This window comes from Corallococcus caeni (assembly GCF_036245865.1).
Lineage (GTDB): Bacteria > Myxococcota > Myxococcia > Myxococcales > Myxococcaceae > Corallococcus > Corallococcus caeni.
This window is the reverse complement of record NZ_BTTW01000002.1, coordinates 919,569-935,028: the sequence shown is the minus strand read 5'-3', so window position 1 is coordinate 935,028 and position 15,460 is coordinate 919,569. Positions and strand designations below refer to the sequence as shown.

Genomic DNA, 15,460 nt, shown 5'->3' with positions numbered 1-15,460 from the left:
CGAGAAACCGCGAATCCCCGAGCGACCCCAGCAAGCGGCGATTACTCTGCCGCCCCCTATGAACTTCCGATTCCTTGGCCGCAGCGGTCTGAAGGTCAGCGAGATTTCTTTCGGCAACTGGCTCACGCATGGCTCCCAGGTGGAGGAGGACGCCGCCATCGCTTGCGTGAAGGCGGCGCTCGACACGGGCATCACCACCTTCGACACCGCCGACGTGTACGCCGGCACCAAGGCCGAAGCCGTGCTCGGCCGCGCCCTCAAGGGCCAGCGCCGCGAAGGCTACGAGCTGTTCACCAAGGTCTACTGGCCCACCGGCCCCGGCCAGAACGACCGCGGCCTGTCGCGCAAGCACATCATCGAGTCCATCCACGGCTCCCTGCGCCGCCTCCAGACGGACTACGTGGACCTCTACCAGGCCCACCGCTTCGACGCGGAGACGCCCCTGGAGGAGACCATGCTCGCGTTCGCGGACATCGTCCGCCAGGGCAAGGCCCTCTACATCGGCGTCTCTGAATGGACCGCCGAGCAGATTGCCGCCGGCGCGAAGCTCGCCCGCGAGCTGCGCGTGCCCTTCATCTCCAACCAGCCCCAGTACTCCATGCTCTGGCGGGTCATCGAGTCCAAGGTCATCCCCACCTCCGACGCCGAAGGCCTGGGCCAGATTGTCTGGTCCCCGCTCGCCCAGGGCGTGCTCACCGGCAAGTACCTCCCCGGCCAGCCGCCGCCCGCCAACACCCGCGCCACCACGCAGCAGGGGGCTCAGTTCATGAGCCGCCTGATGAGCGACGACGTGCTCACCCGCGTCCAGCAGCTCAAGCCGCTGGCCCAGGAGGTCGGCCTGTCGCTCGCGCAGCTGTCCGTCGCGTGGGTGCTCCAGAACAAGAGCGTCGCCTCCGCCATCATCGGCGCCTCCAAGCCGGAGCAGGTGCTCGACAACGTGAAGGCCACCGGCGTGAAGCTCGACGCGGAGCTGCTGCGCCGCATCGACGCCATCCTCGGCCCCGTCGTGGAGCGCGACCCCGCGCAGACCACCAGCCCGACTCGCAGGCCCTGAGAATCCGCGACACGGGGCAGGCGCTCCAGCGCCTGCCCTGCTGGCTCACGCGGTGCCCGCCATCCGACATCCGCGCCCTCTGGCCGCCACGCCCGTCCACCAGCGCGTGACACCCGGGTGAACGGACGTCCGATCCATTTGACTTTTGAGTCGGGGGGAACAAGAGACTGCCCCGCGCGTTGACGCGGTCCCACTCTTGAACCGGGCATTTCCCACATGACGTCCTTCTTCCTCCTGGCCCAGGCGGCCCAACCCGAACTCGGCTGGTTGAGCAGCAAACTGCTCGGGGTGACGCTGGGCAGCGCCGAGTGGGTGCTCTGGCTGCTCGTCACGCTCTCCATCGTCTCCATCGCGGTGATGCTGGAGCGCGCCGTCTACTTCTCGCGCCACCGGCTGCCCAACTCGGAGGCGCTGGCGGTGCGCCTGGCGCGCGGCGAGTTCGACGCCGTCGCCGGCGAGGTGAAGAACCAGAAGGGCATGGAGGCCTCCGTCATCCGCGAGGCCCTGGCCTCCGCGCAGCAGGGCCCGGACACCGTGGAGCAGGTCATCGCATCCACCGTCGCCCGCGAGCGCCCCCAGTACGAGCGCGGCCTGTCCATCCTGGGCACGCTGGGCAACAACGCCCCGTTCATCGGCCTGTTCGGCACGGTGCTCGGCATCATCAAGGCCTTCAACGACCTGGGCGCCATGAACGCCAAGGGCGGCGCCATGCAGCAGACGGTGATGGCCGGCATCTCCGAGGCGCTCGTCGCCACGGCCGTGGGCCTCGCCGTCGCCATCCCCGCCGTCGTCGCCTTCAACATCTTCAACCGCCAGTTGAAGACGCTCACCAGCCGCACCACCGCCCTGGGCCACGCGCTCGTGGGCGCCATGAAGGCGCGCAAGCCGGGCGCCGCGGGAGGCAACTAGCCCATGGCCGGCGGCGCGAACGACAGCGACGAGGAAATCAGCGGCATCAACGTCACCCCGCTGGTGGACGTGGTGCTGGTGCTGCTCATCATCTTCATGGTCACCGCGAACTTCATCGTCCGCGAGACGGTGGAGGTGGACCTGCCCCGCGCCGCCAACGGCGGTGAGACGGTGCAGGGCCTGGTGAACGTCGTCCTGGACAAGGAAGGCAAGCTCTACTTCGACGGCGCGGAGGTGACGGAAGCCGACCTGTCCCGCCGCGTGACGGAGGCCGTGGCCAAGGACAAGGACACGCGCGCCATCATCAGCGCGGACCAGACGCTCGCCTACGGCCGCGTGATGCGCCTCATCGACGTGGTGAAGGGCCAGGGCATCGCGAAGTTCGCCCTCAACATCGAGAAGGACGCGACCCCCGCCCGGGCCGCGCCCGCCACGCCCTGACCCGAGGCTTCGCGAAGATGAGCCAGGCGGTCCTCGACCCCATCCCCCAGCGCGACCGCTCCACGCGGTTCCTGCTCGTGTTCCTCCTCGTGTCGCTCGCGCTGCACGGGCTGGCCTTCGGGTACCTCTCCACCATGGAGGGCCGCAAGCTCACGCCTGCCCAGAAGCCCGTGGAGATGGTCATGGTGGAGGTGCAGAAGCCGCCGCCCCCGCCGCCTCCGGAGGAGAAGAAGGAGGAGCCCAAGCCTCCCCCGCCGCCGAAGGTGAAGCCGGTGAAGCCGCCGCCCATCAAGGTCGCGGAGGCGCCCAAGCCCCCGCCCCCGACGGAGGCCCCGCCGCCGCCCAACGACACGCCGCCGCCGGAGCCCAACGCCAAGCCGCCGCCGCTGGTGGTGGGCATGACCATGTCGTCCACCACCAGCGCGGGCTCCTTCGCCGCGCCCGTGGGCAACACCGCCTACGGCAAGGCCAACGGCACCGCGAAGGCCCCCCAGGACGTGAAGGGCTACTCCGCGCCGAAGTACGTGCCCGTGTACCAGGTGGACTCGGAGCCCTCGGTCGCGTCCGAGGTGAAGATTCCCTACCCGGACGAGGCGCGCCGCGCGGGCATCGAAGGCACCGTCACGCTGTCCATCACCATCGACGCGGAGGGCAAGGTGACCAACGTGAAGGTCATCTCCGGGCCCGGCTACGGCCTCAACGAGGCCGCGCGCGACGCCATCCGGCGCTTCCGCTTCAAGCCCGCCATCAAGGGCGGCGAGGCGGTGGCCACGGAGATGAAGTACTCGTACACCTTCCTGCTGGACTGAGCAGTCCGGGCGCCCCGGGGACTGGGGCGCCCGAGCGCGCTACTGCGTCTTGAGCGCGCGGCGCATGATGTCGCGCAGCGCCGCCAGGTCCTCGTCCGGCATCGCGGCGATGAGGGGCGGCGGCGCCGTCAGCCGCGCCATCAGCCGGCCGCGCAGCTCCGCGCCCGCCTCCGTCAGCACCAGCATCTTCACCCGGCGGTCCTGCTCGCTGCTCTTGCGCTCCACCAGCCCTCGCGCCTCCAGCCGGTCCACCAGCCCCGTCACGTTGGACGCGTCACACGACAGGTAGTTGGCGAGCGTGCTCATCGCGAGCGCCCCCTCGCCCAGTTGCCGCAGCACGTGCGCCTGCACCGGGGACAGCTCGAACTCCGCCGCCAGGGCGGGGAAGTTGCGCATGTGGGTGTGCAGCAGCTCGAAGAGGAGCGTCCACGCCTGCTCGGGCAGCCCACTCTCGCTCTGGGCCGGGCCTCCGTGGGACGCCGGCCGACGCATCACCTGCTCGCTGGGACCGTCGTTGAAACCGTTCATAGTGAATTTACGTTAATTCATCGTGCGCACATAAACAATTGACATCATCAACCATTGACCGCTACTACATTCCGCATATTCCAACATCCGACAGTGCGGATTACTTCAACGCCGCCTTCAGGTCGGGTAGAGGACGCAACGCAGTCGTCCATTGGACGGATCCGCCTCGCGCTCCCGCGAGTCGGTGAGGAGGTCGAGCGGTATGAGTACCCTTCTGGCGCTGTCCCTGTCGGCCACCCTGGCCGCGGCGCCCGTACTGACGCTGGATGAGGCGTTGGAGTCGGCCCGCCAGCAGAACCTCGATTTGAAGATCGCCCAGGAGCGCTTCGAGCAGGCGTCGCTCGCGACGCGCAAGGCCTGGGCGGGCTACCTGCCCAACATCACCGTGGGAGCGTCCATCACGCGCAACAACGTGGCGGCCGTCATCCCCGCGGGTCCCATCGCCCCGGTGGACATCACCATCCAGCCGCTCATCCAGAAGGGTGCGCAGGCGGAGGTGCGGCAGGCCATCATCGCGCCGCAGCTGTGGGCGGGCATCGCGGCCTCCTACAAGTCCGTGCGGCTGGCGGAGCTCAACACGCAGACGGCGCGCCGGCAGGTGCTCTTCGGCGTGGCGCAGGCGTACTACGGCGCCGCGGCGCAGCAGGAAGCCCTGCGCGCGCAGGAGCGGCTCCTGGAGCTGAACCAGGCGCGGGAGAAGGACACCCAGGCCCGGTTCGACGCGGGCACGGTGACGCGCGTGGCGCTGCTTCGCGCCCAGCTGGACCGCTCGCGCGCGGAGCAGGACCTGGTGCGCGCGAAGAACGCGCTCGCGGGCCTGAAGCTGGCGCTGGGCACGCTCATCCAGCGCGAGCCGGACTTCGAGCTGGCCGCGCCGCCGGAGCCGACGGTGCCCGCGCAGGCGTCGCCGGATGAGCTGGTGAACAAGGCGCTGCAGGAGCGCTCGGACGTGCAGGCCTCCGAAGTGGGCCTGAAGCTCAGCCGCATCAACAAGACGGGCGTGCTCCTGAGCTACCTGCCCACGCTGGGCGTGACGGGCGCCTACCGCATCGCGAACGCGGCGGGCTTCACAGGCCAGAACGAGACCTGGGCCATCACCTTCGGCGCCAGCTGGACGCTGTTCGACGGCGGCCTGCGCGAGGCGAACCTCTCCGAGGCGTCGTCCCGCGTGCGCGAGGCCACCGTCACCCAGACGCTGGCGCAGGCCCGCGTGAAGGAAGAGGTGCGCCGCTCCAAGCTGGACCTGGAGAACGCGCTGGCCAACCGCGCCAAGGCCGAGGAGGCCCTGGAGCTGGCGCGCGAGTCCAACCGCCTGACGGACGTGAGCTTCAAGGCGGGCGTCGCCACCTACCTGGAGGTCGCGGACGCCAACACCGCGCTCACCAACGCGGAGGTGGGCTTCGTGTCCGAGCGCCTCCAGGCTTCGCTCGCCGCGCTGCGCCTGCTCAACTCGCTGGGCTCGTTCGAGTCCGGGTCGGTGCGCAAGGAAGCGGCCGCCCTGGGCGCGGAGCCCGGCGCGGGCGCGCCTCCGCAGCCGCAGCAGCCGGCCCAGGAGCAGCCGGCCCAGCCGCAGCCCGCGCCCCAGCAGTAGGCGTGCGGCGAGGTGCAATTCCCGGCGCCTTTCCAGGGCGCCGGGTCCCCTGCCCTCCCGGGCGGGAAGCAGGTGCCTCGTTGTGGGGGGCCGGCACCGGCCCCACCCTCCTCTTACGGACCTGTTTCCACGAGGAGGGAACCATGGCGGACGCATCATGGGGCAACTGCAAGAACTGTCGCTTCTTCGCGGGCAACAGCGACGAGCCGAGCGACGAAGAGACGCAGAGCTGCAACCAATCCGAGCTCAAGAAGTTCGCGCTCGTGGTCTCCGGTGACAGCGGCTGCAACGCCTACGAGGCGCGCACCGGGGAGACGGTGCCCGTCTACGAGGAACCCGCGCCGATGCACTGACGGCCCAGGCTTGGAAGCCCGTCCCAACGGTCCACGCGATGCGACGGCGCACCTGACGCTCAGGTGCCCGTGGCGTCGTGGACCCGGGGGAGCGCCGGCCCTGGCTCAGGCGCCTCGTGCACCTCGTGCGCGTAGTAGATGCGCTCCATGAGCTTGCGCTGGTGCACGAGCGGCTTGTCGTACTTGTCCAGCCGCATGCCCTTGTGGCTGTAGGGCGTGTCCGCCACGGTGGGGATGAAGCGCGCGTCGTCGCGCACCTCCCACCAGGTGAGGCCCAGCGCGGCCTTCGCCGCCACCGGCAGCAAGGGCCTCAGCGCGGGCACCGCCGTGCGCAGGAAGGAGAAGACGTGCAGGCGCGTGGTGCGCGCCGTCTCCGGCACGAAGAAGATGTGCGCCTGCGTGGTGAAGGGGCGCGGCGCTCCCGAGGGCGTCGTCCAGCGGACCGTGTAGACGCTGCGCACCGGGTCGAAGCGCGTCACCCAGTCGTTGTGGAAGACGTCTCCCTTGCCCACCATGAGCAGCCGCATGATGGGCGCGGGCCGCTGCGGGGCGCGGTAGTGCACCTCCGTGTGGTCCTCGTGGTTGTGCGCCTCGTACTGCACCGCGCCCGCCTGCGCGCCGCTCCAGCCCAGCCGGGTGTGGACGAAGGGCGTGTGCTCGTCCTCGCTGAAGTTGTCGAGCGCCACGTGCAGCGGCGCCTGGAACAGCGTGGAGAACGTCCCACCGAAGACGTAGTCCCCGCCGGCGAGCTCCGGCATCGCGGACACGGGCGTGCTCGCGTGGGCGAGCCAGAGGTAGCCGTGGCGCTCCACCACCTGGAAGCTCTTCGCCTCGCAGTGGCGCAGCTCCGGCTGGCTGGGGTTGACGCCCTGCCCTCGCGCGTCGAAGCGCCAGCCGTGGTACGGGCACTGGAGCAGGCCCTCCTTCGTCACGGTGCCCTTCGACAGCGGCGCGAAGCGGTGGGGACACGCGTCCGACAGCGCCGCGGCCTGGCCGGAGGCGTCCCGGAAGAGCGCGTAGGCATGGCCCGCCAGCTCCACGCGGACGGGCTGACGGCGCAGCTGGCGGGAGGGCAGCACCGGATGGAAGTGCCTGACGACGTCGGGGGTAGGCTCCATGGCGCGGGCAGTATAGCGGCCTGTCGCGGCGGACCCCGGGTGGGTCCTGGCAGGACCTGAAGGGTGGGAGCCGGGCCGCGCGGGTGGCATAGACTGCCAGGCCGTGAACGCCCCCGTCCCTTCCCCCCGCCGCACGCGCTGGCTCGCGGTGGTGGCCCTGCTGGCCGTGCTGGTGGTGCTCGCCGTGGGAGCGGGGCTGTACGTGGGGGGTGCCCTGCCGGCGCCGGTGCCCCCGGCGGCCGAGCCCTTCGGCTACACGGACTACGCGCAGGCGCTGAGCCACGTGCGGCCCAGCGGGGACCTGGACTTCGAGGGCCTGTCGCGAGACCGCGCGTCGCTGGAGCGCTTCGTCGGGTCGCTCGCGGCGGTGTCGCCGCACCGACAGCCGGAGCTGTTCCCCTCGCCCGAGGACGGGCTGGCGTACTGGATCAACGCGTACAACGCGCTGGTGTTGATGCAGCTGGTGGAGCGCTACCCGGACGGCGTGGACGCGTCCTGGTTCGGCGGCTTCTATTGGGGCCACGCGTGGCCGGTGGGCGGTGAGCGGCTGACGCTGTACGCCCTGGAGCAGCGCGTCCTCCTGGGCGAGTACGCCGACCCGCGCGTGCACTTCGCCCTCTTCCGCGGGACGCGCGGCGGGCCCCGGCTGGACGGCGCGCCCTACCAGCCGGAGTTCCTGGACGCCCAGCTCAACGACGCCAGCCGCCGGTACATGGGAGACGCGCGCCACGTGAAGCTGGAGGACAAGACCGTGCACCTGGCGCGCCTGTTCCAGGACCGGAGGCAGGACTTCCTGGCCGCGCTGCCGGAGGGCCGGGGCGGCAACGTGCTCCAGTTCGTCTGGGCCTTCCTGCCGGACACCTGCGAGGAGCGCCCGGGCTGCGACACGCGCGGCGACCTGGACCGCGCCTGTGGCCCCCAGCTGGACAGGTGCCGTGTCGACTTCATCCCCGAGGACACGTCGCTGCCCGACGCCGCGAACACCGCCGCGCGGCGCTGACGGGCCCCTTCGGCTAGCGTCCCTGCTTCGCGGATGGAACACGCGGGAGGCACCGGGACATGACGATGGGAGCGGTGTGGCTGGCGACGTGGCTGGCCCTGGGGAGCGCGGACATGAAGTGGGAGCCGCAGGCGAGCGGGACGACGGTGCGGCTTCGCGGCGTGAGCGCGGTGGACGGCCGTGTGGCGTGGGCCAGCGGGGACAAGGGCACCGTCGTGCGCACCACGGACGGAGGGAAGACGTGGACGCAGGCGCCGGTGCCGGGCGCGGAGGCGCTGGACTTCCGCGACGTGGATGCCCTCAGCGACCGCACCGCGTACGTGCTGTCCATTGGCGCGGGTGACAAGTCGCGCATCTACAAGACGACGGACGGGGGCGCGCACTGGACGCTCCAGTTCACCAACGCCATGCCCGGGGCCTTCTTCAACGGCATGGCCTTCTGGGACGAACAGCACGGCATCGCGTTCAGCGATCCTGTGGACGGGCACTTCGTGGTCATCACCACGGAGGACGGCGGCGCGACGTGGAAGCCCGTGCCGGAGGGCGCCCTGCCGGCCGCGCTCGCGGGCGAGGCGGGCTTCGCCGCCAGCGGCACGAGCATCGCGGTGTACGGCACGTCCCACGTCTGGTTCGGGCTGGGGGGCTCCGCCGCGCGCGTGCTCCACTCCGCGGACCGGGGAAAGCACTGGGGCATCGCGCCCACGCCGCTGGCCACCGGAGAGGGCGCGGGCGTGTTCTCGCTCTACTTCTGGAGCCCGATGGCGGGCATCGCGGTGGGCGGCAACTACAAGCAGCCGGAGGTGGCCACGGGCAACGCGGCGCTCACGCTGGACGCGGGCAAGCGCCAGTGGACCGTGCCCGGCAAGCCGCCCGGGGGCTACCGCTCCTGCGTGGCCCCGCTCACGCGCGAGCGCAAGATGTGGCTCGTTTCCGTAGGGCCCACGGGCTCGGACGTGTCGAAGGACGCGGGCAGGACGTGGGAGCCGCTGGACGCCACGGGCTTCCACGCCGTGTCCACGCCGCCGCGCACGCGGGACACCGCCTGGGCCGTGGGTGAGGAGGGGCGCATCGCGAAGCTCGTCTTCACGAGCGCGGCGCCGGCTCCGAAGGCAGCGCCGAAGCAGCCGTAGCGCTCGGGCCTCCTTGCCACCGCGGAACAGCCATGCGTGGCGCGAGCCGCATCGCATGGCAGCGGCTTCGCGCCGCGAGTGCCCTGACGGGACCTGCATGGCGCGGGGGGAGCAGGCTCCACCCGCGCCGGGTGCCTCACTTCACCAGCAGCGCCGCGCCGATGATGCCGCTGTCGTCGCCCAGCTCCGCGTCGGCGATGAGCAGGCCCTCGCGCGACACGCGGGACGACCACTGCTGCACGCCGTCCAGCACCTGCCGCTTGAGCCCCGGGCAGTGCATCAGCACGCCGCCACCCACCACCAGTCGCGAAGGGTTGAGCACCGTCACGTAGTTGGCCACCGCGAGCGCCAGGAACTGCGCCGCTCGCTCATGGATCTCCTTGGCCTTCGCGTCGCCCGCGTCCGCCGCCGTCTCCAGCGTCACCGGCGTGATGGTGTCCGGGTCGTCGCCGGTCAGCTGCTCCAGCACGCGCGAGCTGCCCGACGCCAGCAACTCCCTCGTCTGCGCGATGAGGTTGTGGCCGCCCGCGTACGCCTCCAGGCAGCCGTGCTCACCGCAGCCGCACAGCCGCCCGCCAGGCACCACCTTGATGTGCCCCAGCTCACCCGCCACGCCGCCGCCGCCGTGCACCAGCCGCCCGTCCGCGATGATGGCGCTGCCCACGCCGGAGCCCACGAACACCACCAGGATGTCCTGGGCGCCGCGACCCGCGCCCGCGTGCAGCTCGCCCCACGCCGCCGCGGACAGGTCGTTCACCACCTTCACGTCGAAGCCCAGCCGCTTCTTCAGCAGCTGAGCAAACGGCACGTCGCGCCAGCCCAGGTTGGGCGCCACGGAGATGACGCCCGTGTCCTTGTGGATCTGCCCCGCCGCGCCCACGCCGCAGCCCTCCACCTTCACCCCGGCCTTCTTCACCGCCTCCTCCGCCGCCTGGGCGATGGTCTCCACCACGCCCGGCGGCTTGCGGTCCTGCAACGCCACCTTGGCGCTCGCGAGGATCGCGCCCTTCCCATCCACCACCGCGGCCCGGGCGAACGTCCCGCCCAGGTCGATTCCCAGCGTCGGCATGGCCAGTTCCTTCCCTTACTTGCGTGTGCTTCGCGTGGAGCGCCGAAGGCCTAGGCGCCGACTTCCTTCTGCGCCTGCGCGACGGTCTTCTCGATGAGCGCTTGAATCTCCTTCACGCGAGCCTCCGTGCTGGCCTCGTAGCGCAGCACCAGGATGGGCTGCGTGTTCGACGCGCGGATGAGCCCCCAGCCGTCCGGGAACGTCACGCGCACGCCGTCCACGTCCACCACCTTGTGGCCCGCGTCGCGCAAGATCTCCGTGGCGCGCTTCACCATCGCGAACTTCTTCTCCTCCGTCGTGTCGAAGCGCAGCTCGGGGCTGGCGAAGGTCTTCGGCACGTCGGAGAGCAGCTGCGACATGGACTGCTTCTCCTGCGTCAGGATCTCCAGCAGGCGCGCGGACGCGTACACCGCGTCGTCGAAGCCGAAGTAGCGGTGCTTGAAGAAGATGTGGCCGCTCATCTCGCCGGCCAGCTCCGCGTGCTCCTCCTTCATCTTCGACTTGATGAGGGAGTGCCCGGCCTTCCACATGATGGGCCGGCCGCCGTGCTTCGCGATGTCGTCGTACATCGTGTAGCTGCACTTCACCTCGCCGATGATGGCCGCGCCCGGGGACTCCTTCAGCACGTAGCGGCTGAAGAGCACCATCAGCTGGTCCCCCCAGAGCACGTTGCCCTGGTCGTCGATGACGCCGATGCGGTCGCTGTCGCCGTCGTAGGCGATGCCCACCTCCGCCTTGACCTCCTTCACCTTCTTGATGAGGTCCTGGAGGTTCTCCACCACCGTGGGGTCCGGGTGGTGGTTGGGGAAGTCCGCGTCCATCTCGCAGAACAGGGGCACCACGTCGAAGCCCATGCTCTCGAACAGGGGCACCGCGATGGCGCCGCCCGTGCCGTTGCCCGCGTCGATGACGATCTTCATCCCCTTGCGGCCCACCTTCACCGTCTGGCGGATGAAGTGGTTGTAGGGCGTGATGATGTCGTAGGGCGTCACCTTGCCGGGCTTGTCCGAGGTCGCGAAGTCCTTCGCCTCGATGAGGCGGCGCAGCTCCTTGATTTCGGGGCCGTGGAAGGTCGTCTTGCCGGCGCCAATCTTGAAGCCGTTGAACTCCTTCGGGTTGTGGCTGCCGGTGATCATCGCCAGGCCGTCCACGGGCAGCGTGTTCGCCGCGAAGTAGGTCAGCGGCGTCGGCACCACGCCCACGTCGTAGACGTCCAGGCCGGTGGCGGTGAGGCCCTTGGCGAGCGCGTCGCGGAAGCGCGTGGAGGACTCGCGGCAGTCGCGGCCCACCACGATGGAGGTGCCGCCCTTGCGGCGGATCATGGTGCCCAGGCCCAGGCCCAGGAGCTCCACCACCTCGATGGTGAGGTCCTTGTCCACCAGACCTCGGATGTCGTACTCGCGGAAGATGTGCGCGTTCATGGCAGTGTCCCCACCCTCGACAGGAACCGGGAGGGCGTAACGGAAGGCGTCGGACACTACACGAGCGGCCCCGGGGGCTGCACACACCCGAACGCGCCCGGCTGACTGTTGAACGCCCGGGCCTCCCCGGGAGGGCGGAACCTACCCCGGGGGGCGGCTGATGGCCCCCATCAGGCCATGGCCTCCGGCCTCCGGGCCCCACCGGCTCCGGCCTCCGCCGGCACCCGCCGCAGCAGCGACTGGTAGTGCTTCAGCCAGGACGTGTTCAGCGGGTCCAGCTTGAGCGCCTCCGCGTAGCGCTCCAGCGCGGCCGGGATGGCCCGTTGGACCTCCAACGCGTGCCCCTGGGTGAAGAGGGCGCGGGCCTTCTTCTCCACCTCCGGCCGGGCGGCCAGGAAGGCGCTGCGCAGGGCCTCCATGGTGGGCTCCGGGACGCCCGCGGCGACACAGCGGGCCAGGCCCCCCAGGTTGCCCCGGGTGGCGTCGTAGCCCACGCGGGAGAGCGGGTCGCCGAGCATCCGCTGCGCGGCCAGCACGCGCACGCGCAGGGCGTCCAGGGCCTGGCGTTGCGGGGTGGGCAGCGGGCGGTGCTGGAAGGCGACCAGGCGGCGCAGGGCGGCCTGGGCGCGGCGGTGGATGTCGCCGAAGTCCGCGTCGTGCTTCGCGCCCAGCAGGCTGTACGGGTCGCGGGCCACAGCCTCAGCGCGGGACAGCATGCGCGCCAGCTCCGCGTCGGGCGCGGGCTCCGCGTCCTCCATGAGGGCGCGGGAGAGCAGCCGGCCCAGGGCGGGGAACTCGTCGGAGAAGTGGACGAAGACGCCGGCGGGCACGTTCCAGGTGCGCGCCTCGTCGAAGGTGACGTGGCGGACGACGTCGCAGGCGCCCAGGGCCGTCTCCCCCCGGAAGGACACCTCCACCGTCAGCCGCGCGGCGAGCGGGGGCAGGTTGCCCTGGCACTCGGCGAAGAGGCCTTCGGGGGCGACGTCGCTCACGGAGACAGCCTGGAGGACCTCACCCGGCGTCAGGCCCAGGCGCACGCGCAGGTCCGCGGGCGCGTCCGTGCGCGGCGCGGAGGCCTCCAGCGGCGCCACCGCGTTCACCAGCGGGATGGGCGCGGCGTCCTGCACGACGTCCACCAGCGGAATGGGCGGGGGCGACGGAATCACCGTGGGCGCCAGGGTCATGAACGGGATGGCCGCGGCGCCCAGCGTGGACGAGGGGTTCGCCGCCGGCTGGGGCGTGACGTCCAGGGGCGAGGCCGGATCCACCAGCAGGATGGGCGCGGCGGACTGGAGCAGGTTCGCCTCGACGACGCCGAGCTTCATGGTCGCGGCCGGAGCGTGGGCCGCCGGCTGCACCAGGAGGATGGGCGCCCCCGAAGCGGCGGAGCCCGAGGAATCGGCTCCAGACGCGCCGGTCCGCGGCAGCATGTCGGCAGGCAGCTCCGGTTCGGCCGGGCCCAGCAGCGCCACGGCCGAGGACCAGAACGCGGCCACCTCCGCGCGCATGGACACCTCACCGGCGCGGGCGCTCGACGGCGCGCCATCCGCCGCGCGCAGGGCCGCATCCTCCATGGACGTGGCGGCCATGCCCCATTCGGGCACGTCCTCCACGATGTCGAAGTCGTCCGCGTCGGAGTCCACCGGGGACGGGGCGGCCTTCAACGCGGCGCCCTGCTCCGCCTGGGAGTCCAGGCCCGCGGGCGCATCCGCCGCCGCGTTCCGCACCGGAGCCTTCATACCCAGCGCCTCCGCGAGCGCGACGCGGAAGGCCCACGCGCTGTCGAAGCGGTCCTCCGGCTTCGCGGCCAGCGCGCGCAGCAGCACCGTGGACAGCGCGGGCGGCACGCTCGCGTTGACGGCGTGAGGCGGAAACAGCGTCACATCCGCGGAGCGCCCCAGCCCGAACGGCAACCGGCCCGTCACCAGCAGGTAGCCCGCCACGCCCATCGCGTGCAGGTCCGCGCGAGGGCTGCCAGCCATGCCCGCGCACTGCTCGGGCGCCATGAACGTGGGCGAGCCCACCGTCACGCCCCGCGCGCGCTCCTCTTGCGACAGCGCCGCCTCCCGCACCGCGCCCGCGCCGAAGTCGCGCACCCGCACGCGCCGCTCACCCTTCGCGTCGCGCGTGACGAACATCGAATCCAGCGTGAGGTCCCCGTGCACCAGCCCCCGCGCGTGCGCCGCCTCCAACCCCGCGAGCGCCTGATCCAACACCTCGCCCACCTCGGCCGGCGACAGCGGCAGGGGCAGCGCGCTCAGCGACTCGCCCTCCGGCGCCTCCATCAGCACGCAGGGCAGGCCCTGGGGACCGGGGCGCACGTCCAGCACGCGCGCCACGTGGCGGTGCACGACGTTGCGCTGCGCCAGCGCCTCCGCGATGAAACGGGCGCGCACGGCGGGGCGGGCCGCCAGGTGCGCGTGCAGCACCTTCACCGCGAAGCGGTGCCCCGTGGGCACGTACTCCGCCAGGTACACCGACGCCACCGCCCCCACCTCCAGCCGGCGCTTCAAGAGCAGCGGCCCGTGCCGCTGGCCCTCCAGCGAATCCCCCGGCACCCCAGGCCGTGCGCCGGGGCACGCCTCGTCGTTCCGGTGGTCGCCTACGCAGCGCTTGCAGCCCATCGCCATCCCCGCCTGTCACCCCGGAAATGGGGCGGACCCGGAGTGGGCTTGCAACCTCCGCGCCTCGTGCCCGGGGGCCGCCTCCGTCCTCGCGGCGACACTCCAACCGCCCGCAGGTGCCAGCGACCTGCCCGAAACGAACGAGGGCCCCCTGTAGAAACGACAGGGAGCCCCGGGAAGAAATGTGTGAGGGGAAACAGGAGGCGGAGTCGCCCCCAGGCCTACAGCGCCGCCTACAGCAGCCGGGTGCGCTTCCGGGCCTTGAGCGCCTCGACGACCTTGCGGACGTCCTGGCTCTTGTCCTTGGGGACCACGAGCACGGCGTCACCGGAGTCCACCACCACCACGTCGTGCATGCCCACGACGGACAGCGTGCGCTTGTCCGCGAGCACCACGCAGCCCGTGCAGTCCACCAGCACCGCGTCGCCGGAGACGACGTTGCCCTGAGCGTCCGCGGGGCGCACTTCGGGGATGGCGGCGAAGGAGCCCACGTCGGACCAGCCGAAGTCGCCGTCCAGCACCGCGATGTTCTCCGCCTTCTCCATCACGCCGTAGTCGATGGAGATGGAGGGCAGCTTGGGGAACACGCGCTTGAGCACGGCCGGGAAGGTGCGCTTGCCCGCGGCCTTCTGGAGCGCGTCCAGGCCCTTCTGCATCTCCGGCATGTGCTTCTGGAAGGCCTCCAGCATCACGTCCGCGCGGAAGACGAAGATGCCGCCGTTCCACAGGTAGTCGCCGCCGGCCAGGTACTCCTGCGCCGTCTTGAGGTCCGGCTTCTCCTTGAACGCCTTCACGCGCCGGCCACCGCCGTCCAGCGCGTCACCCACCTGGATGTAGCCGTAGCCCGTCTCCGGGCGCGCGGGCTTGATGCCCAGCGTGACGATGTGGCCGCCCTCCGCGATGCGCGCCGCTTCCGCGAGCGTGCGCTGGAAGCCCTTCACGTCCGCCACGTGGTGATCCGACGGCAGCACCGCGAGCACGCCCTTGGGGTCGCGCGCGGCCACCTGGAGCGCGGCGAGCGCGATGGCGGGCGCGGTGTTGCGCGCCACGGGCTCCACCAGCAGGTTGCCCTTGGGCAATCCCTTCACCAGCTTCGCGGCCGTCTTCGCGTGCACGGGACCGCACACGATGAAGGTGTTCTTCACCGGCGCCAGCCCCTTGAGGCGCTGGGCGGTGTCGGTGAGCAGCGGCTGCTTGGAGGCCAGCGGGAGGAACTGCTTCGGACGGGCCTGGCGGGACAGCGGCCAGAAGCGGGTGCCGGAGCCTCCGGCCATGATGACGGGATAGAGGGCCATATGCGGGTGCGAGCTCCTACTCGGGACGCCGGACCACGAACCCGGCGCGAACGGCGGCGCACCATAGCGCTTCGCGCCGTCCGAGGAAGGGGGCCCGGCCGCCTGCCCCCCGAGGGAT

At 71.4% G+C, this 15,460-nt stretch carries 14 protein-coding genes; 8 read left to right on the top strand and 6 right to left on the bottom strand.

Going from position 1 to position 15,460, the window contains the following annotated elements; genetic code table 11:
- The first annotated feature begins 58 nt into the window (after positions 1-58).
- The 4 genes from AABA78_RS11980 (at position 59) to AABA78_RS11965 (ending at position 3,213) form a co-directional block, all read left to right on the top strand.
- Positions 59-1,054 carry an aldo/keto reductase family protein gene (locus tag AABA78_RS11980; RefSeq protein WP_338263097.1) on the top strand — a complete coding sequence of 332 codons (996 nt, stop codon included), beginning with the start codon at positions 59-61 and terminating at the stop codon, positions 1,052-1,054.
- 216 nt (positions 1,055-1,270) lie between these two features.
- A complete protein-coding gene (locus AABA78_RS11975) occupies positions 1,271-1,963 on the top strand; it encodes a MotA/TolQ/ExbB proton channel family protein (RefSeq protein WP_338263096.1) in 693 nt (230 codons plus the stop codon).
- A gap of 3 nt (positions 1,964-1,966) precedes the next feature.
- Positions 1,967-2,404, top strand: coding sequence for an ExbD/TolR family protein (locus AABA78_RS11970; protein WP_120529200.1), 438 nt, complete (start codon positions 1,967-1,969; stop codon positions 2,402-2,404).
- 17 nt (positions 2,405-2,421) lie between these two features.
- On the top strand, positions 2,422-3,213 hold the full coding sequence (locus AABA78_RS11965; RefSeq protein ID WP_338263095.1) for an energy transducer TonB: 792 nt from the start codon (positions 2,422-2,424) through the stop codon (positions 3,211-3,213).
- Between the two features lie 39 nt (positions 3,214-3,252).
- Here the strand turns inward: AABA78_RS11965 and AABA78_RS11960 are convergent, their stop codons facing one another.
- Positions 3,253-3,741, bottom strand: coding sequence for a MarR family winged helix-turn-helix transcriptional regulator (locus tag AABA78_RS11960; protein WP_338263094.1), 489 nt, complete (start codon positions 3,739-3,741; stop codon positions 3,253-3,255).
- 202 nt (positions 3,742-3,943) lie between these two features.
- Between AABA78_RS11960 and AABA78_RS11955 the strand changes: the two genes are divergently transcribed.
- Positions 3,944-5,332: a TolC family protein gene (locus tag AABA78_RS11955; RefSeq protein ID WP_338263093.1), complete on the top strand. Its 1,389-nt coding sequence runs from the start codon at positions 3,944-3,946 to the stop codon at positions 5,330-5,332.
- A gap of 143 nt (positions 5,333-5,475) precedes the next feature.
- Positions 5,476-5,685, top strand: coding sequence for a hypothetical protein (locus tag AABA78_RS11950; RefSeq protein WP_171414032.1), 210 nt, complete (start codon positions 5,476-5,478; stop codon positions 5,683-5,685).
- A 59-nt stretch (positions 5,686-5,744) separates the two neighbouring features.
- On the opposite strand, the gene AABA78_RS11945 is transcribed toward AABA78_RS11950, so the two are convergent.
- Complete coding sequence (locus tag AABA78_RS11945) at positions 5,745-6,803, bottom strand: Rieske 2Fe-2S domain-containing protein (RefSeq protein ID WP_338263091.1); 1,059 nt, start codon at positions 6,801-6,803, stop codon at positions 5,745-5,747.
- 103 nt (positions 6,804-6,906) lie between these two features.
- Here AABA78_RS11945 and AABA78_RS11940 point away from each other — a divergent pair, with 103 nt between their 5' ends.
- Both AABA78_RS11940 and AABA78_RS11935 read left to right on the top strand, forming a co-directional pair.
- Entirely contained in the window at positions 6,907-7,803 is an 897-nt protein-coding gene (locus tag AABA78_RS11940; RefSeq protein ID WP_338263090.1) for a DUF547 domain-containing protein, read from the top strand.
- 59 nt (positions 7,804-7,862) lie between these two features.
- Complete coding sequence (locus tag AABA78_RS11935) at positions 7,863-8,933, top strand: WD40/YVTN/BNR-like repeat-containing protein (RefSeq protein ID WP_338263089.1); 1,071 nt, start codon at positions 7,863-7,865, stop codon at positions 8,931-8,933.
- A gap of 136 nt (positions 8,934-9,069) precedes the next feature.
- Here AABA78_RS11935 and AABA78_RS11930 read toward each other — a convergent pair whose 3' ends face one another.
- The 4 genes from AABA78_RS11930 to AABA78_RS11915 all read right to left on the bottom strand — a co-directional run bounded on the left by AABA78_RS11930 (position 9,070) and on the right by AABA78_RS11915 (position 15,342).
- Complete coding sequence (locus tag AABA78_RS11930) at positions 9,070-10,002, bottom strand: ROK family protein (RefSeq protein ID WP_338263088.1); 933 nt, start codon at positions 10,000-10,002, stop codon at positions 9,070-9,072.
- Positions 10,003-10,052: 50 nt separating this feature from the next.
- Positions 10,053-11,423: a phosphomannomutase/phosphoglucomutase gene (locus tag AABA78_RS11925; RefSeq protein ID WP_338263087.1), complete on the bottom strand. Its 1,371-nt coding sequence runs from the start codon at positions 11,421-11,423 to the stop codon at positions 10,053-10,055.
- Positions 11,424-11,593: 170 nt separating this feature from the next.
- Positions 11,594-14,047, bottom strand: a complete 2,454-nt coding sequence (locus tag AABA78_RS11920; protein ID WP_338263086.1) for a protein kinase domain-containing protein — start codon at positions 14,045-14,047, stop codon at positions 11,594-11,596.
- 233 nt (positions 14,048-14,280) lie between these two features.
- Entirely contained in the window at positions 14,281-15,342 is a 1,062-nt protein-coding gene (locus AABA78_RS11915; protein ID WP_338263085.1) for a mannose-1-phosphate guanylyltransferase, read from the bottom strand.
- Positions 15,343-15,460: the final 118 nt, after the last annotated feature.